General features: G+C 60.1%; 21 protein-coding genes and 1 pseudogene. 10 read left to right on the top strand and 12 right to left on the bottom strand.

The features are described from left to right. The first annotated feature begins 421 nt into the window (after positions 1 to 421). On the top strand, positions 422 to 1063 hold the full coding sequence (locus AC2GXZ_RS20710) for an outer membrane protein (RefSeq protein WP_483761097.1): 642 nt from the start codon (positions 422 to 424) through the stop codon (positions 1061 to 1063). Positions 1064 to 1164: 101 nt separating this feature from the next. Here the strand turns inward: AC2GXZ_RS20710 and AC2GXZ_RS20705 are convergent, their stop codons facing one another. The 3 genes from AC2GXZ_RS20705 to AC2GXZ_RS20695 form a co-directional block, all read right to left on the bottom strand. Further along, on the bottom strand, positions 1165 to 2169 hold the full coding sequence (locus tag AC2GXZ_RS20705; protein ID WP_483761096.1) for a Bug family tripartite tricarboxylate transporter substrate binding protein: 1005 nt from the start codon (positions 2167 to 2169) through the stop codon (positions 1165 to 1167). Between the two features lie 307 nt (positions 2170 to 2476). Next, positions 2477 to 3073 carry a glutathione S-transferase gene (locus tag AC2GXZ_RS20700; RefSeq protein WP_483761095.1) on the bottom strand — a complete coding sequence of 199 codons (597 nt, stop codon included), beginning with the start codon at positions 3071 to 3073 and terminating at the stop codon, positions 2477 to 2479. A 24-nt stretch (positions 3074 to 3097) separates the two neighbouring features. Beyond that, entirely contained in the window at positions 3098 to 3784 is a 687-nt protein-coding gene (locus AC2GXZ_RS20695) for a ribonuclease T2 family protein (RefSeq protein WP_483761094.1), read from the bottom strand. 134 nt (positions 3785 to 3918) lie between these two features. Here AC2GXZ_RS20695 and AC2GXZ_RS20690 point away from each other — a divergent pair, with 134 nt between their 5' ends. Further along, a complete protein-coding gene (locus AC2GXZ_RS20690; RefSeq protein WP_483761093.1) occupies positions 3919 to 4902 on the top strand; it encodes a lysylphosphatidylglycerol synthase transmembrane domain-containing protein in 984 nt (327 codons plus the stop codon). A 6-nt stretch (positions 4903 to 4908) separates the two neighbouring features. On the opposite strand, the gene AC2GXZ_RS20685 is transcribed toward AC2GXZ_RS20690, so the two are convergent. Further along, positions 4909 to 5772 (bottom strand): 23S rRNA (adenine(2030)-N(6))-methyltransferase RlmJ, encoded by an 864-nt coding sequence (locus AC2GXZ_RS20685; RefSeq protein ID WP_483761092.1) that lies wholly within the window; start codon positions 5770 to 5772, stop codon positions 4909 to 4911. A gap of 83 nt (positions 5773 to 5855) precedes the next feature. Here AC2GXZ_RS20685 and AC2GXZ_RS20680 point away from each other — a divergent pair, with 83 nt between their 5' ends. The 3 genes from AC2GXZ_RS20680 to AC2GXZ_RS20670 all read left to right on the top strand — a co-directional run bounded on the left by AC2GXZ_RS20680 (position 5856) and on the right by AC2GXZ_RS20670 (position 9922). Beyond that, complete coding sequence (locus tag AC2GXZ_RS20680; RefSeq protein ID WP_483761091.1) at positions 5856 to 7988, top strand: molybdopterin-containing oxidoreductase family protein; 2133 nt, start codon at positions 5856 to 5858, stop codon at positions 7986 to 7988. Positions 7989 to 8027: 39 nt separating this feature from the next. Then, a complete protein-coding gene (locus tag AC2GXZ_RS20675; RefSeq protein ID WP_483761090.1) occupies positions 8028 to 8642 on the top strand; it encodes an NUDIX domain-containing protein in 615 nt (204 codons plus the stop codon). A gap of 110 nt (positions 8643 to 8752) precedes the next feature. Further along, positions 8753 to 9922 (top strand): alpha-D-ribose 1-methylphosphonate 5-triphosphate diphosphatase, encoded by a 1170-nt coding sequence (locus AC2GXZ_RS20670; protein ID WP_483761089.1) that lies wholly within the window; start codon positions 8753 to 8755, stop codon positions 9920 to 9922. On the opposite strand, the gene AC2GXZ_RS20665 is transcribed toward AC2GXZ_RS20670, so the two are convergent. The 4 genes from AC2GXZ_RS20665 to purM all read right to left on the bottom strand — a co-directional run bounded on the left by AC2GXZ_RS20665 (position 9919) and on the right by purM (position 12690). Then, positions 9919 to 10446: an RES family NAD+ phosphorylase gene (locus tag AC2GXZ_RS20665; protein ID WP_483761088.1), complete on the bottom strand. Its 528-nt coding sequence runs from the start codon at positions 10444 to 10446 to the stop codon at positions 9919 to 9921. The genes AC2GXZ_RS20670 and AC2GXZ_RS20665 overlap by 4 nt on opposite strands. Further along, positions 10443 to 10805: an MbcA/ParS/Xre antitoxin family protein gene (locus AC2GXZ_RS20660; RefSeq protein WP_483761087.1), complete on the bottom strand. Its 363-nt coding sequence runs from the start codon at positions 10803 to 10805 to the stop codon at positions 10443 to 10445. The genes AC2GXZ_RS20665 and AC2GXZ_RS20660 overlap by 4 nt, the downstream gene beginning before the upstream one ends. A gap of 77 nt (positions 10806 to 10882) precedes the next feature. Further along, a complete protein-coding gene (purN, locus tag AC2GXZ_RS20655) occupies positions 10883 to 11542 on the bottom strand; it encodes a phosphoribosylglycinamide formyltransferase (RefSeq protein ID WP_483761086.1) in 660 nt (219 codons plus the stop codon). A gap of 74 nt (positions 11543 to 11616) precedes the next feature. After that, complete coding sequence (purM, locus tag AC2GXZ_RS20650) at positions 11617 to 12690, bottom strand: phosphoribosylformylglycinamidine cyclo-ligase (protein ID WP_483761085.1); 1074 nt, start codon at positions 12688 to 12690, stop codon at positions 11617 to 11619. 201 nt (positions 12691 to 12891) lie between these two features. Here purM and AC2GXZ_RS20645 point away from each other — a divergent pair, with 201 nt between their 5' ends. From AC2GXZ_RS20645 to ppx, 4 genes and pseudogenes are all read left to right on the top strand, one after another. After that, positions 12892 to 14073: an AI-2E family transporter gene (locus tag AC2GXZ_RS20645; RefSeq protein ID WP_483761084.1), complete on the top strand. Its 1182-nt coding sequence runs from the start codon at positions 12892 to 12894 to the stop codon at positions 14071 to 14073. Between the two features lie 6 nt (positions 14074 to 14079). After that, positions 14080 to 14775, top strand: a pseudogene (gene hdaA / locus AC2GXZ_RS20640) (DnaA regulatory inactivator HdaA); the annotation flags it as partial. Between the two features lie 148 nt (positions 14776 to 14923). Then, the gene (locus tag AC2GXZ_RS20635) at positions 14924 to 17116 is read left to right on the top strand and encodes an RNA degradosome polyphosphate kinase (RefSeq protein ID WP_483761083.1); all 2193 of its coding nucleotides are present in this window, start codon (positions 14924 to 14926) and stop codon (positions 17114 to 17116) included. Positions 17117 to 17121: 5 nt separating this feature from the next. After that, positions 17122 to 18642 carry an exopolyphosphatase gene (gene ppx / locus AC2GXZ_RS20630; protein ID WP_483761082.1) on the top strand — a complete coding sequence of 507 codons (1521 nt, stop codon included), beginning with the start codon at positions 17122 to 17124 and terminating at the stop codon, positions 18640 to 18642. A gap of 144 nt (positions 18643 to 18786) precedes the next feature. Here the strand turns inward: ppx and AC2GXZ_RS20625 are convergent, their stop codons facing one another. The 4 genes from AC2GXZ_RS20625 to AC2GXZ_RS20610 all read right to left on the bottom strand — a co-directional run bounded on the left by AC2GXZ_RS20625 (position 18787) and on the right by AC2GXZ_RS20610 (position 22735). Then, positions 18787 to 19230, bottom strand: a complete 444-nt coding sequence (locus tag AC2GXZ_RS20625) for an SRPBCC family protein (RefSeq protein ID WP_483761081.1) — start codon at positions 19228 to 19230, stop codon at positions 18787 to 18789. A 140-nt stretch (positions 19231 to 19370) separates the two neighbouring features. Then, complete coding sequence (locus AC2GXZ_RS20620) at positions 19371 to 20150, bottom strand: HpcH/HpaI aldolase family protein (RefSeq protein WP_483761080.1); 780 nt, start codon at positions 20148 to 20150, stop codon at positions 19371 to 19373. A gap of 192 nt (positions 20151 to 20342) precedes the next feature. Beyond that, positions 20343 to 21701 (bottom strand): esterase-like activity of phytase family protein, encoded by a 1359-nt coding sequence (locus tag AC2GXZ_RS20615; protein WP_483761079.1) that lies wholly within the window; start codon positions 21699 to 21701, stop codon positions 20343 to 20345. 137 nt (positions 21702 to 21838) lie between these two features. Then, positions 21839 to 22735: an AraC family transcriptional regulator gene (locus AC2GXZ_RS20610; protein WP_483761078.1), complete on the bottom strand. Its 897-nt coding sequence runs from the start codon at positions 22733 to 22735 to the stop codon at positions 21839 to 21841. Between AC2GXZ_RS20610 and AC2GXZ_RS20605 the strand changes: the two genes are divergently transcribed. Continuing rightward, on the top strand, positions 22734 to 23141 hold the full coding sequence (locus AC2GXZ_RS20605; RefSeq protein WP_483761077.1) for a DUF2000 family protein: 408 nt from the start codon (positions 22734 to 22736) through the stop codon (positions 23139 to 23141). The genes AC2GXZ_RS20610 and AC2GXZ_RS20605 overlap by 2 nt on opposite strands. Positions 23142 to 23157: the final 16 nt, after the last annotated feature.

Here is a 23157-nt window from a genome sequence, read left to right as displayed (position 1 = left end):
GGTCACGCCGTCGTGAGGCCCGAAAACCGGGTGAGGACAGGTATTTCCATGGTCAAAAAACAGGGTGTTTGGCGGCTTGTGCTTGTTCTGAACGTGCACAGGAAGTTCAGTTTGGCTTATCGGCAATGAATGTCCGGAGAAAGTATCTGTATTGACCGAGAAAAACTATCTTGGTAAGAAATAAGAAAGAAACGTAAATCAGTTAATTGACGAATTAGTATTTTGTTATGGTTAATTAAATACATGTTGCGGCAAAGCAACATCGAAATTTAGCCTCCGATATGCCGCAATCAATTCACAATTCGGCTCTTTGAAATCCTCATTTGCACTCCAAATTTCTCCTCAGCCAGCAGGGAACAAACTCGTCGCCAACGATGTTGATGTGACGGCCTTCCCGGCAGCACTAAAAGGAGAATTATATATGCGTATCCTCGTCGCAACTTTGATGGCCTCGGCTGCCAGCTTCATCGCAATGTCCTCGGCCAACGCCGCTGACGCCGTCGATCAGATCCCGCAGGCACCTGTTGCCGTTGACGAGCCGGCTCCGGCTGTCGGCAACTGGCAGGGTTATTACCTCGGCGCGACCGGTGCCTACGACTGGGGTCGTTTCGGCGGTGGCGACCATGACGGCGATCGCGCCGGCGGCGGTCTCTACACCGGTTACAACTGGCAGAGCGGCAAGATGGTCTACGGTATCGAAGCTGATGTCGCCTATAACGGCGAAAAGGACAGCGCCGGTGGCGATCGCGAAGGCAAGGCCGGTTGGAACGGTTCGGTTCGCGGCCGCGTTGGTTACGACCTCAACCCCTTCCTGATCTACGGTACGGCCGGTGTTGCCCTGCAGGACAACAAGCTGTCTGACTCGACCTCTTCCGATAGCAATACGGCGGTCGGCTACACGGTCGGTGCCGGTGCTGAAGCCATGGTCACCAACAACATCACGGCCCGCGTCGAATACCGCTACACCGATTTCGGTGCAGACAAGTACAATCTCGACTCCGGCAACTTCTCCAAGGGTTACGACGACCACAGCGTCAAGCTCGGTATCGGCGTGAAGTTCTAATTCGGAACATAGCCTTTCGAGGCTGGGGAAGCCCGCGGCGTGAATGCCGCGGGCTTTTTGCGTTATAAGGGATTGATGACGTCGCCTCGCGATCCCTTCGATCAATCCATCTGGATATTGGCGTTCTTGACCACCGGTGCCCATTTGGCCAGTTCGGCGGTGACATGTTTGCCGAGCTCTTCCGGCGTGGAGCCGACGATTGTGGCGGAGAAATCCTTCATCCGGGCAGCGACTGCCGGATCCTTCAGGGCCGCATTGGCCGCTTCGTTGAGTTTCGCCACGGCGTCCGGCGGCGTGCCGGCCGGCGCAAACAGCGCATTCCACGTATAGGTCTCGTAGCCCGGCACGGTTTCCGCCACGGTCGGAACGTCAGGGAACGATGTTGCGCGTTCCTTCGTCGTCACGCCCAGCGCCTTCAGTGTACCGGCCTTGATATGGCCGGACGAGGAGGGGAGGTTGTCGAACATGATCGAGATCTGGTTGCCGATAAGATCGTTCAGCGCCGGCCCGGCACCTTTGTAGGGCACGTGCTGCATTTTCACGCCCGCCATGCTGTTGAACAGTTCACCGGAAAGATGCAGCGGCGTGCCGTTACCCGACGACGCGTAGGAATATTTGTCCGGCTCCTTTTTCAACAGCGCGATCAGTTCGGCAACGCTGTTGACCCCGAGCTTGGGATTGACCACCAGCACGTTCGGCACCACGACGAGCAGCGAGACGGGGGCAAAATCCTTTTCGGGGTCATAGGGTTTCTGTTTCAGGATCAACGGGTTGAGAGCATGTGTTGCAACGGTTCCCATGAGAATGGTGTAACCGTCCGGATCGGCGCGCGCGACGCGGTCTGCGCCCAGATTGCCGCCGGCGCCGGCAACATTCTCGACCACCACCTGCTGGCCGAGTATGTCGCCCATCTTCTGCGCCACGACCCGCCCGACGACATCCGTCGACCCGCCGGCGGCAAACGGCACGACCAGCGTGATGGTGCGATCGGGAAAGGTCTGCGCCTTGGTCGGCTGGCCGAGCGAAAGGACCGACAGGGCGCTGCCGGCAAGAACAAGCGCGGCACGCCGCGTCAGTCGAGTGCCTATCAGTTGGGTGAATGTCATCTGATTTCCTCCATCACGGCCTCCCGCCGCTCGTCTCATAGTAGCGGAGGAGGGAGGCGGGGCAAGCTATTCAGGCGCTTGGCCACATAGGAGGAAAGTCTAAGTGTATTGCAGGTTGAGTGCTTCGGTCTGACTGCTCCTCACCCGCAGTGCAGCAGGCAGCTCTCCGTAAAGGACCCAGGGGACGCTCCGCTCACGGTTGATGGAGGCAGAGGCAGGGAGGCGCCCGTCTTTCGTGCCGTAAGGGGACAAGGTTGCGGCGGCCGGATAAGGGGCGGCCGCCTGCATAAGCTTTATGATTGTCGTCTCAGGCGGCAGCCTTCATTTCCGCATAATGATAAAATCGCTTGGCAAACGTATCCGGCCAGGAGGCGAGTTCCGGGCGACCTTCCGCCCATTGGCCGTTGAAGCGCAGGTCGAGATAGCCGATCAGCGAGGCGAGCGCGAAATGGCCGCCATGCAATTTCTTGCCGGTCTTCGGCAGGTTCTTTTCCAGGTAATCAAGCGACTTGACGACCTTTGCCCACTGCTTGTCGATCCACGGCTGGTAGATATTCTCCTCGCCGCGGAAACGGCGCTCGTAGACGATCGAGAGAAGGCAGTCCAATACACCGTCGCACAAGGCCTCAAGGACTTCCGCCTCGGTGCGCTTGTCGTCCTTCTTCGGGTAAAGTTTGCCGCCTGACATGCGATCGAGGAAATGCATGATCGCGACGCTGTCATAGATCGGCACTTCGCCGTCGCGGATCAGCACCGGGATCTTGCCGAGCGGGTTGTTGTCGACGAGTTCGGCCGGCGCTGCATTGGTATCGGTCGCAATTTCGGTGACCTCGATACCGAGATGGCGTGCCGCCATGCGGCACTTGGCCGAATACGGCGAGGTTGGCGAATAGAGCAGTTTCATCAGATCATCCTTTTTCAGAAAATGTCAGCGGGCTGGCGGCAGGGTGATCTCGTCGATCGTGCAGCCACGGCGGTCAATCTCCGCACAATCGCGGAACTGAAGATCCTTGGTCAGGCAGATACGGATTTCGTCGAGCCGCGGTCCCTCGCAGCTGGCCGCGATGCCACGCCGTGTCAGGCCAGGATTGGCGGCGAGGAATTTCTGCTCGATCTCATCGGCGGAAAGGCTGAGCGGCCGGTTGCCGCGAGACAGGTCTTCTGGAAGCGCAACGCGCTCGAAGGCGCGCCGTACCGTATCGAAATAGGCCTTTTGGCCAAGCCCGGAACAGCTTCCATGCTTGCGCCACTCATGACCGACAAGCCCCATTGACGGCATGAGGTCGAACATCGGTTCGCCGACGGAGCGGGGTACCCGGTCCGGCTCCGAGGTCCGGCAGAAGTCCGGATAGCCGCGTTCATATTGCGGCCAGAGTCCATGCACGATGAAGCGAAAATGCTTGCCGAGGGCGCATTGCTGGCCATTGCGTTCACCGTCGTCGCTGGCGCAGAACGTCGGCGACCACGACAACGAGAGCACGTAAAAATCGAAGCTGCCGGCCCGGTCAGGCCTGCGTTCCTGGGCATTGGCCGGAAACAGGCCCAGCTGAATGGCAGCAAGCGCCAGTGCTGCGGCAAAAAATGTCTCGCGGAAGCCTGCCGATTTCTTCATCATGATCACGATTCCCCACCTCTGGAACACGAAAGCGTTGTAAATGTTGAATGTTCAGTGTCCAGCCGCATAGACTGCGAATTCGCGGATGACTGTGCGCAGTGATCGAGGTGGGGAGCAATGAGCGAAACGGCTTAATGACATTCAAGAAATACCTATGGCCAGCGGTCGGCGGCCTGACGATAGCGCTTTCGGCGTGGCTTCTCTACAAGGAATTGCGGGGTATTTCCTTCGATGATCTGTGGGTCAGTCTTGCGGCGATTTCTGCCGGACACTGGATGCTGGCAGCGGCCTCCAGCCTTGTCGCCTATTGGGCGCTCGCCGCCTATGACAGGATCGCGCTGACGCATCTCGGCCGCAAGATCGACTGGTTCTTCATCACCGTCTGCTCGTTTACCACCTATGCGCTGTCGCATAATGTCGGTGCATCTGTCGTCTCCGGGGCGGTGGTCCGCTACCGAGCCTATTCGACCAAGGGCATGACGCCGGCCGAGATCGGCGTTCTCATCGCCATGTGTTCCTTCACCTTCATTCTCGGCACGCTGCTTTTGATCGGCATCATCCTTGCGATCGAGCCCGAGGTGACCGAGCGGTTCGGCGATCTGATCCCGGTTGAGGCGACCGCCGCCACGGGCTATTTCCTGTTGCTGCTGATCGGCCTCTATGTGCTGGCAAGCTTCATGAAGCTCAAGCCGCTGACCTTCCGCCTGTCCAGGCTCGGCTCCGTCAATATCGTCTATCCCGCACCCCGCATCGTGCTACCGCAATTGCTGATCGCTCCGATCGAGTTGATCGGTGCCGCCGGCATCATCTATTTCGCCCTGCCGGAAGCCGGCAATCCCGGTTACATGATCGTGCTGGGGATCTTCCTGGTGTCCTTTTCCGCAGCGCTGCTTTCGCATGCGCCCGGTGGGCTCGGCGTGCTGGAGCTGGTCTTCGTCATGGGACTGCCGGACATGAACCCGGCGGATGTCATCGCAGCGCTTCTGGTGTTCAGGCTTTTTTACCTGATCATCCCGCTGATCATGGCGCTGGTGGTCATCTTCGTTTTCGAGCGCTCGCAGTTCCGCCGCAACAACCCGCTGGACATGCAGCGGGCAAAACAGCAGGAAAAAGTCTGACGGGCGTCAGTCGCCACGCTCCTCTTCGCCGCGCAGCCAGAAGGCGCGCTGCGACGCGAAGCGGTCCTGGGCAAGAACGGTCTTCAGGACCGGCAGAAGCGCATGCAGCTCGTCCTTCAGGGTGAAGGGCGGGTTGACGATGATCAGCCCGGTTCCCGAAAGACCGGTCGTCTCGCGGTCACTTCTTACCGAAAGTTCGGCGCACAGCATTTTCGGAATTTCCAGAGCCTGAAGTGCCTCATGGAAGGCCTTGATCGGCGCGCCTTTTTTGATCGGATACCAGAGGCAGAAGGTGCCGCCGGAAAAGCGCCGATAGGCTGTGGCCAGTCCCCTTGCCAGCCGCTCGTATTCGCCGTCTTCCTCGAAAGGCGGGTCGACCAGCACGACGCCGCGTTTTTCCTTCGGCGGCAGATGCGCGCCGAGCGCCAGCCAGCCATCGAGTTCTGTGACGCGGACCTGGTAATCACCCTCGAACAGATTGTGCAGCCGGTTGAAGTCATCCGGGTGAAGCTCCATCGCCGACAGGCGGTCCTGCGGGCGAAACAGCATGCGCGAAAGCTTCGGCGAGCCGGGATAGAGCTTGATGCCACCCTTCGGGTTAAGATCACGCACGGCAGCAAGATAGGGTTCGAGAATGTCGGCCACATTGGCCGGAAGTTCGGCCTCCATCAGGCGTCCGATGCCGTCGACCCATTCGCCGGTTTTCTGCGCTTCCTCCGACGACAGATCATAGACCCCGATGCCGGCATGGGTATCGAGCACGCGGAAAGCCTTGTCCTTGTTCTGTTGGTAGCGAACGAGCCGCGCCAGCACGGCGTGTTTGAGGACGTCGGCGAAATTGCCCGCGTGATAGATATGCCGATAGTTCATCGCAGCTTTGGTCTCGCGTGAATTAAATTGATGCCTGCCAAATGACGCTTTTGGCGGCCCTCGGCTTGCAATATAGAAAACCCATGAACATCGCGAGCCCTATCACCGCCAAAATCAAGCCCGGCCACAATTCGGTCGGACATACCGTCTGTCCGCATGACTGTCCGAGCGCCTGCGCGCTGGATGTCGATCTGACCGAGGATGGCAAGATTGGCCGTGTGCGTGGCGCCTCCGACAATACCTATACGGCCGGCGTCATCTGCGCCAAGGTCGCCCGTTATTCCGAGCGCATCTATCATCCCGGCCGTCTGATGGTGCCGCAGCGCCGCAAAGGCGCAAAGGGAGATGGCAGCTGGCAGGAAATGTCCTGGGAAGCCGCTCTCGACGAGATCGCTGACGCTTTCGTCAAAGCAGAGGCCAGGCACGGGTCCGAAGCCGTCTGGCCCTATTTCTACGCCGGCACGATGGGTCAGGTGCAGCGCGATTCGATCGAGCGCCTGCGACACGCCAAGAAATATTCCGGCTTCATGGGTACTATCTGCACCAACATGGCCTGGACCGGTTATGTAATGGGCACCGGCGCATTGCGCGGCCCCGATCCACGCGAGATGGCCAAATCCGACTGCGTCGTCATCTGGGGCACCAATGCGGTCGCCACCCAGGTCAATGTGATGACCCATGCAGTCAAGGCCCGCAAGGAACGCGGTGCAAAGATCGTCGTCATCGACATCTATGACAACCCGACGATGAAACAGGCCGACGTCAAGCTGGTCCTGCGTCCAGGCACAGATGCAGCCCTTGCCTGCGCCGTCATGCATATTGCCTTTCGCGACGGGTATGCCGATCGCGCCTATATGGAAAAATACGCCGACGACCCGGCCGGTCTCGAAACCCATCTGAAGACCCGCACGCCGGAATGGGCCTCGGCAATTACCGGGCTCTCTGTCGAGGAAATCGAGAATTTCGCCAGGCTGGTCGGCACGACGAAAAAAACCTTCTTCCGCCTCGGTTACGGCTTTTCCCGCCAGCGCAACGGCACGGCTGCGATGCATGCGGCGCTCTCGATCTCGACCGTGCTCGGCGTCTGGCAATACGAAGGCGGCGGCGCCTTCCACAACAATGGCGAAATCTTCCGGCTGAACAAGGCCGAACTGATGGGCACGGCCTATATGGATCCGGGCGTCCGCCAGCTCGACCAGTCGCAGATCGGCCGGGTGCTGACCGGTGATGCAGAGGCGCTGCGCCATCGCGGCCCGGTCACCGCCATGCTGATCCAGAACACCAACCCGATGAACATCGCGCCGGAACAGCGTCTGGTGCGCGAAGGTTTTCTGCGTGACGACCTGTTCACCGCCGTCCACGAACAGTTCATGACCGACACGGCCAAAGTCGCCGATATCGTCCTGCCGGCCACCATGTTCCTCGAACATGACGATCTCTATCGCGCCGGCGGCCAGCAGCACATCCTGCTCGGGCCGAAGCTGGTCGAGGCGCCGGACACGGTGCGCACCAATCTTTTTGTCATCGAGGAACTGGCGACGCGGCTCGGCGTCGATCATTTTGCCGGTTTCGGCCGTGACGAACGCAGCCATATCCACCGCATCCTCAATGACAGCGGCTGGGGCTCCTATGAGGACCTCAAGGCCAATAAATGGATCGATGCCCAGCCGGACTTCGATACCGCTCATTTCATCAACGGTTTTGGTTACCCGGATGGCAGGTTTCGCTTCAGCCCGGATTGGCTGAATGGTCCGTCACCGGATCGCACGCCCGATAGCGTCGGCCCGCTCGGTCCGCACACGGAGCTGCCACGGTTCCCCGATCAGGTGAATGTCATCGAGACGGCCGATGCCGAGCATCCGTTCCGGCTTGCAACGTCGCCGTCGCGCAGCTTCCTGAATTCGAGCTTTGCCGAGACGAAAAGCTCGATCCAGAAGGAAGGCCGGCCTGAGGTGATGATCGAGCCTTCCGATGCTGAACGCCTCGATATCGTCGACGGCGATGTCGTCAGGCTGGGCAATGCGCGCGGAGAAATCCGCCTTCACGCCAAACTCGTCGCCGGCGCAAAGCCGGGTGTCCTGATTGCCGAGGGGCTCTGGCCGAACGACGCGCATATGGACGGGGAGGGCATCAATGTCCTGACCGGTGCCGACCCGGTTGCGCCCTTCGGCGGTGCGGCCGTGCACGACAACAAGGTCTGGCTGCAAAAGGCCTGATCCCGCATCATCAGACGGAACGGAATAATAAGGGCGGACATGATCGACATCGACACTTCCGAAACCGAACGGGTGCGTCTGCTTTCCAGACGAACCTTGTGGAAAGGCTTCGTGCAGCTTGACATGCTGACCTTCGAGCAGCGCATGCCTGACGGGCGCGTCGTGACGATCGAGCGGGAGGTCCATGACCACGGCAATGGCGCTGCCATCCTGCTGCACGACACCCGGGAGGACCACGTCGTACTGGTGCGCCAGTTCCGCCCCGGCGCCTTTGCCAACGGCGAACCCGCCTATATGCTGGAAATCCCGGCCGGGCTTGTGGACGAGGGGGAAGTCGCAGCCGACGCCGTGTTGCGCGAGGCGATGGAGGAAACCGGCTTTCTGGTCGAGAAGGTCCGTTATATCTGCCAGATGTATGTCAGCCCCGGCGCCTTGACCGAGAAGCTGTCGCTGTTTGCAGCAAGCATCGACCTCGAAAGCAAGACAGGCCTTGGCGGCGGACTTGCAGGCGAGGCCGAGGATATCGAGATCGTCATCCTGGGCCTCGACGAGGCTTATGCGATGATTTCCACCGGCGCGATCACGGATGCCAAGACGATCGTCGCGCTGCAATGGGCGATACTGAACCGAACGGAACTGGCCGCCGGCCTGTAGGTCAGCGGGTCTCGATATTAATGTGGATGCTCATGGCGCGTTTCATACGATTGTCACGAAACGCGCCTAACGGCTCCAGCCGACGGTACCGAAAGCATTAGGAGATGATCATGTGGCTCGGCAATTTCACCCTCGTTTTGCCCGACCAGATCATTGATGGCGGTTCGGTCAGGATCGAGGACGGCGCGATCGCCGAAATCCGTTCCGAACCGGTCGCCAATGCCGTCATAGACGGTGGTGGACGTTATCTGATGCCGGGTTTCATCGATCTGCACGGTGACATGATCGAGCGCGAAATTTCCCCGCGCCCCAAGGCGGAGATGCCGATCGATTTCGGTATTCACGAACTCGACAAGAAGCTAGCCGCCCATGGCGTGACGACCGCCTATGCGGCCGTCTCCTTTGCCACCGAAAGCGTCTACGGCAATGTCCGTTCACTGGAAACGACGTCCGCCGTCATCGAGGGCGTCAACCGCCTGCGCGACGATCTGCTGATCGACCACCGCGTTCATGCCCGTTACGAGATCACCAATGTCGGTGCCGCAGCGACCCTGGAGCGCCTGCTCGAAGCCGGCGAGATCGACATGGTGTCGCTGACCGATCACACGCCGGGGCAGGGCCAGTACAACAATATCGAGGCCTATGTGCTGAGCATGTCCGAGCGCCGCTCGATCTCGCTCGGGACCGCGCAGGAAATGATCAACACGCGTATCGAGATGCGGAAGAACCCGGACATCGAGACGCGACTGACGGAAATCGTCGCATTGGCGAAAAAGCATGGATTGTCGCTCGCCTCGCATGATGACGACAGTGTCGAAAAGGTCATCGAGATGTTTGATCTCGGCGTGACGATCAGCGAGTTTCCGGTGACGATGGCCGCTGCCGAGGAAGCCATCCGCCGCGGCCTCTATACATTGATGGGGGCGCCCAATGCGCTGCGTGGCCAGTCCATGTCGGGCAACCTGAGTGCACTTGATGCCGCCAGCGCCGGATTGCTGTCGACCATTGCCGCCGATTACCACCCGGCAGCCTTTGTTCCGGCGGTGTTCAAGCTTGCCGATATCGTGACCGTCGGATTGCCGAAGGCGGTTGCCATGGCAACGTCGAACGCTGCCCGCGCTGCCGGATTGACCGACCGCGGCGAGATTGCCATCGGCCAGCGCGCCGACCTCGTTGTCGTCGAGCGGGGTGATGTCCACCGTATCCGCGCGACCTTCCGCAACGGTCGCTTCGTCTACAGCGATGGGACGCTGCACCCGCTACAAATGATGGCGGCCTAGAGGCTGCCGGCCTCCCAGGACTTCTGGTTTTTCGGCAATCGTCCTGTCGGGTCGATAACCTCGACTTTGTGCGGTAATTCGTCTGACCATTGCCAGAGTACGAGATTGCGGATCGATGGGTCTGCCCGGTGCGCGAATGAGGGCACGAGGATGCCGGCATACGACTTGTAAAGGCTGTCGTAGATCGTCCATGACAGCGGACGCTCGCCGTCGGCGATGGCGCTTGCCCATGCGCAGGACATCGTGTCGAGGTTGATGCCACGCTTTTGTCTGATATCCCTGTCTGCAAGATCGGCGATATCGTCGCAATCGACATCGTAGGAGCAGATTGTCAGCGGGTGGATCTTGTGTCCGAAACCTTGGCTGGCCTCGGTGATCGCTGCCTCGATCGAGGTGGAAAGATAGAGTGTAGCCACACCTTTCGGATTGAAGCGGGCGCCGCGGATTGCTGCGCCATCGCCGGAAGCCGGACTGATCGCCCAGCGTGGATCATGGGCGCGGTAACAGACGCCCTGAAATCTCAAGCGAAGCCGCCTAGTGCGAGATGATCGAGATAATCTCTAACCGCAGTGGCCTTGCCACTTTTGACAAGGCTTTCCGCCGTACGCCCGCCGAAAGCCGGAATAGGCTCCGCACGGTACCAGGCAAGCGCCTGTCGGTCACTACCTGCCCATTCCGTCACGCGATGAATGATTTCGGCCATTTCGCCGATACGTGCGATGACCGCAGGTGCCTGCGCCCGTTCTTTGCGTTGCAGGCTATTCGCCGATAGACCGGCGGTTTCCGCCAGTTCGCGTTTCGACAAACCAAGGCGAAGTGATACAGCCTCGATATCGATCGAGGGCATTTCCTTGAAGTCGCTCGCTATGGCATGCTTATTCATGACATCGGCCCATTTGTACGTCATCCACGTACAAAATACGCTCCGGGCGGGATCTTGTCGAGTCGGCCGCGGTGCGATCAGATAGAGGGCGAAATAAGCTTGGTATCGTCTTTCGACGTAACGTCTTCCAATATTGCCCGGCCATCTTGCATCGTCACCTTACCCTCGGCAAACAGCCTCAGCGCGAGAGGATAGAGCGTGTGCTCGACAGTCAGCACACGACCGGCAAGCGTATCGGCCGTGTCGCCGGCCATTATCGGAACGGCTGCCTGTGCCACGATCGGGCCTTCATCCATGCCCTCGGTGACGAAATGCACGCTGCAGCCGGCAATCTTCATGCCGGCATCGATCGCACGCTGATGCGTATGAAGACCGGCAAAAAGCGGCAGCAGGGAAGGGTGGATGTTGAGGATACGGCCTTCGTAGGGACGGATGAAATCGCCCGAGATCAGCCGCATGTAACCCGCAAGGCAGATGATGTCCGGCTTGAGTTCGGCGAGCGCCAAGAGGATTGCCGCCTCATGGGCGGCCTTGTCCGCATAGGCCTTGCGCTCGAAGACATAAGTCTTGATGCCACGGGCTTCCGCTTTGGCAAGTCCGCCGGCTGTCGGCTTGTCGGAGATGACGGCAATGATCTCGGCTGGAAAATCCGCAGCCGCACAGGCGTCAGCCAGCGACACCATGTTGGATCCGCCGCCGGAGACAAACACGACGACGCGTTTCCTGACCGAGTTCATTGTCTCAATCCTTCAAAACCGCCGGCCTTCAAAGCCGCAAAACGTTAAGAGGCTGGCCCATTGTCGGCCGTCGATCAGAGGCCGAGCGTGCCCTTGTAGATGACGCCGGCGCCGCCTTCCGGACGATCAACCATCCGGCCGAGCGGCACGACGGTTTCGCCTTCGGCCACAAGCGCGTCAGTGACCGCCTTGGCGTTTTCAGCCGAGACCACGACGATCATGCCGACGCCGCAATTGAAGGTACGCAGCATTTCCTTGGGCTCGACGCCGCCGGTTTTCGCCAGCCAGGAAAACACCGCCGGAACCGGAATGGCAGAAAGATCGATCTCGGCAGACAGCGTCTTCGGCAGCACGCGCGGAATGTTTTCCGGGAAACCGCCACCGGTAATATGGGCGAGCGCCTTGAGCGCTTTCGTGTCACGGATCGCCTTCAACAGCGGCTTGACATAGATGCGGGTCGGCGTGAGAAGCGCCTCGCCAAGCTTCTTGTCTTCGGCAAAGGGAGCAGGAGCGTCCCAGCCGAGGCCGGAGATCGAGACGATCTTGCGCACCAGCGAAAAGCCGTTGGAATGCACGCCGGAAGAGGTGAGGCCGAGAATGATGTCGCCAGAGGCGATGTCGCCCGCTGGCAGAAGCTGGCCTCGTTCGGCAGCACCGACGGCAAAGCCTGCAAGGTCATAGTCGCCATCGGAATACATGCCCGGCATTTCCGCCGTTTCGCCGCCGATCAGCGCACAGCCGGATTCGACGCAGCCCGCCGCAATGCCCTTGACGATCGCCGCACCCTGGTCGGGATCGAGCTTGCCGGTGGCATAATAATCGAGGAACAGAAGCGGTTCGGCGCCCTGCACGACGAGGTCGTTGACGCACATGGCGACGAGGTCGATGCCGACCGTATCGTGGAAATCGGCGTCGATGGCGATCTTCAGCTTGGTGCCGACGCCGTCGTTTGCTGCCACCAGGATCGGATCGTTGAACCCGGCAGCCTTGAGGTCGAACAGGCCGCCGAAGCCGCCGATTTCGCCGTCAGCGCCGGGGCGACGGGTGGAGCGCACCGCCGGCTTGATCTTCTCGACCATCAGGTTGCCCGCATCGATATCGACGCCCGCATCGCTATAGGTGAGACCGTTCTTGCCTGCCTCGCTCATAATCCATCTCCAGTCCGGATCCCAAAGGGAACTATAAGCTGCCGCCAATTGCATGCCCCGCCCGGATATGCAAGCGTTTCGGCCATGTTTTGAAGGCATTTCACAGGCATGGTCGTTATCTGGCATGCGAACTTGACCTCGTCCCGCAAGCCCCTCATATGCCATGACAAAGCGCGATCCGCCAATAACCGAGGAGCAGACATGCCATACCACGTCAGTGGCGCAAGCCTGAAGCGCCACATCCTGTTCTGGATCGGCGTCCTGATCGGCTTCATCCTGTTCCTGTGGTTCTTCTCGTCCATCCTTCTACCCTTCGTGGCCGGCATGGCGCTCGCCTATTTCCTCGATCCGGTGGCCGACTGGCTGGAGCGTCGCGGCCTCAGCCGCACCATGGCGACGGTCGTCATCCTCGTCTGCTTCGTCACCATATTCGCGCTAGCATTGATGCTGGTCATCCCGATCATCATCAGTCAGTTCACCCAGTTCGCCGCAGCGCTTCCCGGTTATATCACCGAGCTGCAGCAGATCATTTCCAGCCCGCAGAACTCCTTCCTGCCGCCCTGGGTGTCGAGCCAGATCGAGACCGTGAAAGAGAATTTCTCCCAGGTGCTGAGCCAGGGCGCCGGCTTTGTCGGTTCGCTGCTGGCGCAGATCTGGAATTCCGGCAAGGCGATCGTCGATGTCATGTCGCTTCTGGTCGTCACCCCGGTCGTCGCCTTCTATATCTTGCTGGACTGGGACCGCATGGTCGCCAAGGTCGATAGCTGGGTGCCGCGCGACCAGGCGCAGGTCGTTCGCCAGATCGCCCGCGAAATGGATCAGTCGGTCGCGGGCTTCATCCGTGGGCAGGGGTCGCTCTGCCTCATTCTCGGCATCTATTATGCGGTCGGCCTGTCGCTGGTCGGCCTGAATTTCGGCCTGCTGATCGGCTTCGTCGCCGGCATGATCTCGTTCATCCCCTATATCGGTTCGCTGCTCGGCCTGGTGATGGCGATCGGCGTGGCGATTGTGCAGTTCTGGCCCGATTACCCGTGGATCATCGCCGTCGCCTGCGTCTTTTTCTCCGGTCAGTTCCTTGAAGGCAATGTCCTGCAGCCGAAACTGGTTGGTCAAAGCGTCGGCCTGCATCCCGTATGGCTTATGTTTGCGCTGTTTGCCTTCGGTGCGTTGTTCGGTTTCGTCGGACTTTTGATCGCCGTTCCGGCTGCCGCTGTTGTCGGCGTACTTGTCCGCTTCGTACTGGCGCGGTATCTTGACAGTGATATCTATTATGGACGATCCGCAGATCTTCCCTGGGAAGAAAGCTCGCCGCATGTCGTCGAGCACAAAAATGCCGACCAGACGGCCGGTACCCGCGAGATCGAAGGCCCGAAGAATAGCTGAACGTGGATGACTGAGACGAAAGACCGCCCGGAGCGCAAGGGCGAACAACTGCCCCTGCAATTTTCTCACGATGCCGCCCGTGGCCGGGACGACCTGCTCGTCTCGGAACGGCTTGCCGCTGCCGTCTCCCTGGTCGACGAGTGGCCAAACTGGCCGTCGCCCGTCGTCGTGCTGGCCGGTCCGGTCGGCTCGGGAAAATCCCATCTCGCGCATATCTGGCGCGAACATTCGGGGGCGGTGGAAATCCATCCGCTCGCCGGCTCGAATGCATCGCAGGTCGCGGCGGCCGGTCCGGTGTTTTTCGAGGATGCCGATCGCCGTGGTTTCGACGATACCGAACTTTTCCACGTCATAAACGCGGTACGCCAGCATGGCCACACGCTTCTCTTGACCTCGCGCCTGTGGCCGATTTCCTGGCCGGTGGAATTGCCTGACCTGAAATCGCGCCTCAAGGCGGCAACGGTGGTGGAAATCGGCGAACCGGACGAAGATTTGCTGGCTCAGGTGATCATAAAGCTGTTTGCCGACCGCCAGCTTAATATTGATGACAAACTCGTGGGCTATATCGTTGCACGGATGGAGCGGTCGCTCGAGGCGGCGCAACGCGTCGTCGATCAGTTGGATCGGTTGGCGCTTGCCCGTGGAGCGCGCATCACCCGTTCACTTGCAGCCGAGGTGCTGGAAAGCTTCTCGCGGTCGGATGAGGGTGGAGTTTCGACTTTCGACGTCGGCGGCTTCAAGGGGGCTGACGAAGGGGGCGATGGAAGCGGCGATAGCGGCGATTGACTGTCACAGTTCCGTCGTCAAAACATTATACGGCCGAAAGGCTTGAAGGTAAGAGGACGGAGCCATGGATCAGATCGCCGAAACGCACGAAAACAACGAAGTCGAGACGATCCCGAGCTTCGAAGAGCAGCTTGCAAGCTCCGACCGCTTCATCAATCGCGAATTTTCCTGGCTGCAGTTCAATCGCCGCGTCCTTGAGGAAACGCTCAACACCGCGCATCCGCTTCTGGAGCGGGTGCGGTTCCTGTCGATCTCAGCCGCCAACCTCGACGAATTTTTCATGGTGCGTGTCGCCGGCCTCGAAGGCCAGGTCCGCCAGAACATCGTCGTGCGCAGCCCCGATGGCAAGACGCCCGCCGAGCAGCTCGATTCCATTCTCCAGGAAATCGACAAGCTGCAGATGGAGCAGCAGGCTTCGCTTGCAGTGCTGCAGCAATATCTGGCGCAGGAAGACATCCTGATCGTCCGCCCCGGCGCGTTGTCTGCTGAAGATCGGACCTGGCTCGCCACCGATTTCGAGGATGATCTTTTTCCCGTGCTGACGCCGCTGGCGATCGATCCGGCGCATCCCTTCCCGTTCATCCCCAATCTCGGATTCTCGATGGGGCTGCAGTTGCACAGCCTTCACGGCAAGGAGCCGATGACGGGTCTGCTGCGCCTGCCGACGACGCTCGATCGTTTCGTCCGCCTGCCGGACGAGGGCACGACGATCCGCTACATCACTCTTGAGGATGTGGTCGGCATGTTCACCGACCGGTTGTTCCCGGGCTACGAAGTCAAGGGTGCCGGCACCTTCCGCATCATCCGCGACAGCGATCTGGAAGTCGAGGAAGAAGCCGAAGATCTGGTCCGCTTCTTCGAGACGGCACTGAAGCGCCGCCGTCGCGGCAAGGTCATCCGCATCGAGACGGATTCGGAAATGCCGGCCTCGCTGCGCCAGTTCGTGGTTCAGGAGCTTGGCGTCCCGGATAACCGCGTCGCGGTTCTGCCCGGTCTTCTGGCGCTCAACACGCTGTCGGAAATCACCAAGGCGCCGCGCGACGACCTGCGTTTCGAAAGCTACAATGCCCGATTTCCCGAGCGAGTTCGCGAGCACGCTGGCGATTGCCTTGCAGCCATCCGCGAAAAGGACATGGTGGTCCACCATCCTTACGAAAGCTTCGACGTCGTTGTGCAGTTTCTTCTGCAGGCGGCGCGCGACCCCGACGTCCTCGCCATCAAGCAGACCCTCTACAGAACCTCCAACGACAGCCCCATCGTCAGAGCCCTGATCGACGCTGCCGAAGCCGGCAAGTCGGTGACGGCGCTGGTTGAGCTCAAGGCCCGTTTCGACGAAGAGGCAAACATCCGCTGGGCACGCGACCTTGAACGCGCCGGCGTCCAGGTCGTGTTCGGCTTCATCGAATTGAAGACCCACGCGAAGATGTCGATGGTCGTGCGCCGCGAAGACGGCAAGCTCAGGACCTATTGCCACCTCGGCACCGGCAACTATCATCCGATCACGGCGAAGATCTATACCGACCTTTCGTTCTTCACCTGCAATCCGAAGATCGCCCACGACATGGCGAACATCTTCAATTTCATCACCGGTTACGGCGAGCCGAAGGAAAGCATGAAGCTTGCCGTTTCGCCCTACACCCTGCGTCCGCGCATTCTCCGCCATATCGAGGAGGAGATCGTCCATGCCAAGGCCGGTCGTCCTGCCGCGATCTGGATGAAGATGAATTCGCTGGTCGATCCGGAAATCATCGACGCGCTCTACCGCGCCAGCCACGCGGGCGTCGATGTCGATCTGGTCATTCGCGGCATATGCTGCCTGCGCCCGCAGGTTCCGGGCCTTTCCGACAAGATCCGCGTCAAGTCCATCGTCGGCCGGTTCCTCGAGCATAGCCGCATCTTCTGCTTCGGCAATGGCCAGGGCCTGCCGTCGGACAAGGCGCTTGTCTATATCGGTTCGGCCGACATGATGCCGCGCAATCTCGACCGCCGCGTCGAGACGCTGGTGCCGCTGCTCAACCCAACGGTGCATGAACAGGTTCTATCACAGATTATGCTGGGCAATCTGATTGACAACCAACAGAGCTACGAGATACTGGCCGACGGGACGTCAAGACGCATGGAGGTGCGGCAGGGTGAGGAGCCTTTCAACGCCCAGCACTACTTCATGACCAACCCCAGCCTTTCTGGCCGTGGCGAAGCCTTGAAGTCGAGTGCACCGAAACTGATCGCCGGGGTTATGTCCGGCCGTAAGAAATAGGCAGTATGGTACGTTCTGAAGCTCAGGGGCGGCTCCAGGGGATCGCCCCTGTTTCCGTTATCGATATCGGCTCGAATTCGGTTCGTGTCGTCATCTATGAAGGTCTGACAAGAGCCCCGACGGTTCTCTTCAATGAGAAGGTGCTGTGCGGTCTCGGCAAGGGGCTTGGTGCCAATGGCCGTATGGATGACGAAGGCGTCACCCGCGCGCTGGTCGCGCTGAGACGCTTCAAGGCGCTCTCCGATCAGGCCCAGGCGACGGATATCTACGTTCTGGCGACGGCCGCCGCCCGCGAGGCGAGCAACGGCCCGGATTTCATCCGCAATGCCGAGGAAATTCTCGGACAGCCGATCGAGGTGCTTTCCGGCGAGGAAGAGGCCCGTTACTCCGCGCTCGGCGTGATCAGCGGTTTCCATGAGGTCGACGGCATTGCCGGTGATCTCGGCGGCGGATCGCTGGAACTGATCGACATCAAGGGACACGAGTTCGGCCGCGGCATCACCCTTCCGCTCGGTGGGCTGAGGCTGTCGGAATCATCCGGAAACTCGCTCACCAAGGCACGCAATTTTGCCCGCAAGCAGGTCAATACCGCCCGTTTTCTGGAAAAGGGAGAGGGCCGGACCTTTTATGCGGTCGGCGGCACCTGGCGCAACATCGCCAAGCTGCACATGGAAATCACCGATTATCCGCTGCACATGATGCAGGGATACGAGCTGCCTCTGGCCGAGATGCAGCGTTTTCTGGAAGAGGTGATCGCCGCCAAGGATTCGAAGGACGGCGCATGGCAGGCGGTTTCCAAGAACCGTCGTGCGCTTCTTCCCTATGGCGCAATCGCCATGCAGGAAGTGCTCGGCGTGATGAAGCCGGCAAAGATCACCTTCTCCGCCCAGGGCGTGCGTGAGGGTTACCTTTATTCGCTGCTGCCGGACGAAGAGCGCGACGCGGACCCGCTTCTCGTCGCGGCCGACCAGCTTGCGATCCTGCGTGCCCGCTCGCCCGAACATGCCCGCGAACTGGCCGACTGGACCGGTCGCATGGTCCCATTTTTCGGCATTGCCGAGACGGAAGAGGAAAGCCGTTACCGGCAGGCTGCCTGTCTCGTCGCCGATATCAGCTGGCGTGCCCACCCGGATTATCGTGGCGCGCAGGCGATGAACGTGATTGCCCACTCGTCCTTCGTCGGCATCACCCATCCCGGCCGCGCCTACCTGGCGCTCGCCAATTATTATCGTTTCGAGGGTGTGGCCGATAATGGCGATACCGGCGCGCTGTCGACCATTGCCACGCCGCGCCTGCTGGAGCTTGCCAAGCTGCTCGGCGGCCTGTTGAGGGTTGTCTACCTGTTCTCGGCCTCGATGCCGGGTCTGGTGAACCACCTGACATTCCGGCAGTCGATGACGCCGGATCTCGATCTCGAATTTGTTGTGCCGCAACCCTATCGCAATTTTGCCGGCGAACGGCTTGACGGTCGTCTCCAGCAGCTTGCGAAACTCACCGGCAAGCGGATCGCCTTCAAGTTCGAATAGGACATGGCCGGCCGCCGCCGGCCTCTTTTCCCGATCTTCCAAAGCAGTCCCAGCAAAAATGCGAAGCGGTTTTGCGTCCGGAACTGCGCATAAACTGAGAAATAGAGCCGTTTCGCATTTCGCAGAAAGGCCGAAGTGCTGTGTCTACTCCTCGATATTCGGCTCGACAAGCCTCGCGAGGTTTCTGAGCGATTCCTGCCAGCCGAGAAAACAGGCCTCGGCCGGAATGAGGTCGGGCACGCCGGCTTGCGTGATCTCGATTTCGGTTCCGACCGAGACCTTCTTGAGGATCACGGTCACTTCCATCTCGCCGGGTAGGTTCGGGTCGTCGAACTTGTCGGTGTAACGGACCCGCTCGCCCGCAATAAGCTCACGATACTCTCCCCCGAAGGAATGGCTGTTGCCGGTGGTGAAGTTCCTGAACGACATCCGGAACGTTCCGCCCACACGGGCTTCCAGATGATCCACGCTGCAGGTGAAACCATTGGGCGGCAACCATTTGGCTAGCGCATCCGCTTCGGTGAAGGCGCGATAGAGTTTTTCGGGGCTGGTCGTGAAAACACGATGCAGTCTGATTGTACTTGGCATGATCCTGATCCTCCTCATCTGCCCGACTTCATGCGCAAAGGACGCATGAGCCATCATCGATCCGACAGCAAATCGAACTGCAAATGAAATAATCCCGCGTCCAGGGCGCCTGAGCGCGGGACGGTATAGGTGGTCCGCTGCTATCGTCCCGACCAGCCACTCCATTCCTGCGCCTGAGCGATTGCCGCCTGCCTGATATAGGCAAGGTCGCTGCCGGTCGCGACAATCTGGAAACCGTCTTGGAACAGCGCCTGCCATGAGCGGCCGTCGCGCGGCACGGTGGCGGCCGGCTTGTTTGCAGCCCGTATGGCGGCATGGGCTTGCGCAATCAAAGCCTCCACCTCCGGCGCACCCGTCTGATCGGGAAGGCCGATGCTGCCGGACAGATCGGATGGTCCGATGAAGACGATGTCGACGCCCGGCACCGCCGAGATCGCGCTGGCATTTTTCACCGCATCCGCCGTTTCGATCTGCGGAATGATCAGCATCTGTTCATGGGCACGCGCCACGTAATCGCCAACCATGCCGTAACGCGATGCGCGCACCACGCCGGCCGCATTGCCGCGTTTGCCGCGTGGCGCATAAAGGCAGGCATCCACCACCGACTGCGCTTCCTGCGCGGTATCGACCATCGGCACCAGAATGGATTGCGCACCGGCATCGACGATACGTTTCAGGTAGATCGGATCGCTGGAAGCAACACGGATGACCGGCGTCGTCCGTGTCCCTAGCATGGCGCGCATCATCGCTATGGCGTTTTCGAGATCGCCGATCCCGTGTTCCTGGTCGATGATGACGAAGTCGAGGCCGCTATGGGCGACAATTTCCGCGACGGCGGGCGACGCCGTATGCAGCCACATGCCGAAGCATTTGTCGCCGTTTGCGATCTTCGTCTTTAAAACATTCTCGATAGGATCCATGCCTGCCTCCCTACTGCGCAATCCGTGTCGCCATTTGAACCGGTCGGTCGACAGGTGAAAGCCTAGCCACTCGCAGTTCGGGCGCAAGGCCAATGGCCGGATAGCGGTACGCTTGAGATCGGGTGCCTGATCACAAACGAGGAAAGCGCCCGATCTCTGTCGGGCGCCTCTGCGTCGTGGTCTCGGATAACCTTATTTTGCGGACAGGAACTCGCCGACTTCCAGCAGGCTGAACTCGTTGTCGTCGGCGCGGTCGACAGCGCGGCCGGCCGAGAAGGGCAGGTTGTTGTCATTGCCGATGATGATATGGGTGGCATCGATCTGGTCGACATTCTCGATCGTCACGAAAGGCATGTCGTAGATGCCTTCCTTCGAGCCGGCTTTCGCCTTGCCATCCGGATCCTTGATGTTGAGCAGGTCGATGTAACCGATCTTGCGGACCGCCTTGCCGACATTGGCATCACTGAACTCGATCTTGTAGACGCGCTTCAATTCTGCCGGGGCGTCGAAGCAGTCCGGCTTCGGCTGTTTCGGGTCGGCGCAGGCCTTGTCCTTGGAGCCGGCGCCATTGTCGCGCTCGATGACGAGGGCAGTCGTTGCGTCGATCATGTTGAAGTCGCCGATTGCGACACCCTTCTCGGCGAGCGGATAAAGCCAGGAACGGCCGGTCCAGTTTTTCGAGGCGATGTCGAATTCGATGACGCGCAGCGCGGTATGGCCGTCGACCTGCTCTACCTTGCCGTCGTCGAGGAACAGCGGGCCTTCCAGCAGGCCATAGAGTTTGCTTCCGTCCTTCGACATTGCCATCCCCTCATATCCGCCGGAACGCTTGAGGTTGAAGACCGGCATCTTGGCCGTCGGGTTGGCCGGCATCGAGAGCGTCGGATTGTCGGGAGACTTCACCGGCTTGCCGTCGACGACCGTCGCAACCACATCGGTCAACTGGCCAAGCGCGTCGACCTTCATCAGATAGGGACCGAATTCCTCGCCGAGCCAGAAACCGTCGCCGACCGGCTGGATCGATTCGATATCGAAATCGGCACCCGTCAGGTATCGCTTTTCAGTGCCTTCCATGACGATCGGGAAAGGCGCGATCTTGTTCGGGTCGGACAGGAAGATGTTCTTGACGACCTCGACCTTGTTGGCCGCCCAGTCGAACTTGACCTGGTGCAGGAACAGCATCGCATCCGGGGAATTGGCCTTCGAGCCGAAACCGTTGTCCGACAGCGTCCAGAACGTGCCGTCAGCCATCGCCTTGATGCCGGAAAATCCCTGGATTGGCTGGCCATCGAAAGGCAGCTTCAGATCGGTCACGCGGGCACCGTCCTTGCCATCGACGGTGCCGAGTTTTTCGCTACGCTTGCGGTCCGGTGTGGTGAACTTGCCGGAGGTCTTGAGGAAATCGGGTGCATCTGCCGGCGCGGCAGTCATCGTGTTGGCCGGCAGGATCGCCTGTCCGGCGAGCTTGGCCGGAAATTCCTTGTCGTCGGCAAATGCCGAACCGGCAAGCAGGGCGGCCATTGCAACGGACGTGATAAAGGTTCTGGTCATCAAATCACCTGTTCGGTTGGCATAAAACATGCAACTCCGATAGGCTGCCCGCATGACGGGAAGATGATGATAGGTTAAAGCCCGGATGAAGGTTTGATGACCGAAATTTTACACTTCCGGTAGAGCGGCGGTGATGCTTATCGTGTGCCGTTCCTCAGCGTCACCCATCGTCCGGGTGTCATTCCGAAGGCGCCGCGGAAATGCCGTGTGAAATGCGCCTGATCGGCAAAACCCGCATCGAAGGCGGCATCCGCCAATGTGCTGCCTGTGGCGAGCAGACGTTTCGCCCGATCAAGCCGGCGCATGACGAGATAACGATGCGGGCTGGTGCCGAGCAGCCGGCGAAACTGTCGCGCCAGTTCATAACGGTCGAGGCCGGTGACCGCTTCCAGGGCGCCGGAGCGCACCATCCCGTCGCAATGGCTTTCAAGGAAATCGCGCGCCCGCAAGACGGCAGTCTGTGCCGCTGGTGTGGTCGGTTTGCGTTCGTCGCCTGCCTGTCGGAAAAGACCGGCGGCCACCCGCATCACCACGTCATCCATGATGAGTTCGCCGGGCTCGTGGTCGAGATCGCCGAGAATCTCCGCCAGCGCCTGGGAAAGCGGCGCATCCGTCACGATCGGATCGGCAACGAAGGGCAATGTCCGACAATGATCTTCCGCTGCTCCGATAAGCTCCGGCGGGAGATAGATCATCCTGTAGATCAGCCCGTCTTCGGTGCCGGCGGCACCGTCATGCACTTCATCGGGATGCAGGACGATGATATTGCCCGGCTTGCTGAACCGCTCAATGCCGCGATAGCGAAATGTCTGGACGCCATGGAGCGTCAGCCCCAACGCGTAGGTATCGTGCCGATGCGGCGAAAAACCATTGCCGCGGAACCGAGCCTCGATCCGTTCGATGCCGCCGTTTGGCGCAGCGACCCGCATGCCGTCCGCAAACGAAGCTGTCTTGCACGAACGTTCAAGACCGGCGGCATCCGTCAACGCTAAGTGATCGGCTCTTTCGATACCCCGAATGGAGTTTTTCCGCATGTTCGACACCAAGATCGCGATCGTCGTTCGCGATGACCTCGCCACCTGGCAAAAGCTCAACGTCACCGCATTTCTGACAAGCGGCCTCGTCGCCCAGTCGCCGACGATCATCGGTCAACCATATCTGGATGCGGCGGGCCATGTCTACAATGCCCTGAGTGTCCAGCCGATCGTGGTGCTGACCGCCGATCAGCAGACGCTGCGGGCAATCCATCGCCGATCGATCGAGCGGGACGTCAGGACTTCGGCCTATATCGAGGAGATGTTTGCCACCGGCCACGATGATGCCAACCGCGAGGTCTTTTTGCAATCCGGGCCGGACGACGCCAAACTGGTCGGCATCGCCCTGAGAGCGGACAAGAAACTGGTCGACAAGATCACCAAGGGTGCCCGGATGCATCCCTGACGATGATGGTCGGCGG

The organism is Aliirhizobium sp. YIM B11859, assembly GCF_057163345.1.
The sequence above is the reverse complement of the archived record's forward strand: the minus strand, read 5'-3'. Positions and strand labels throughout refer to the sequence as shown.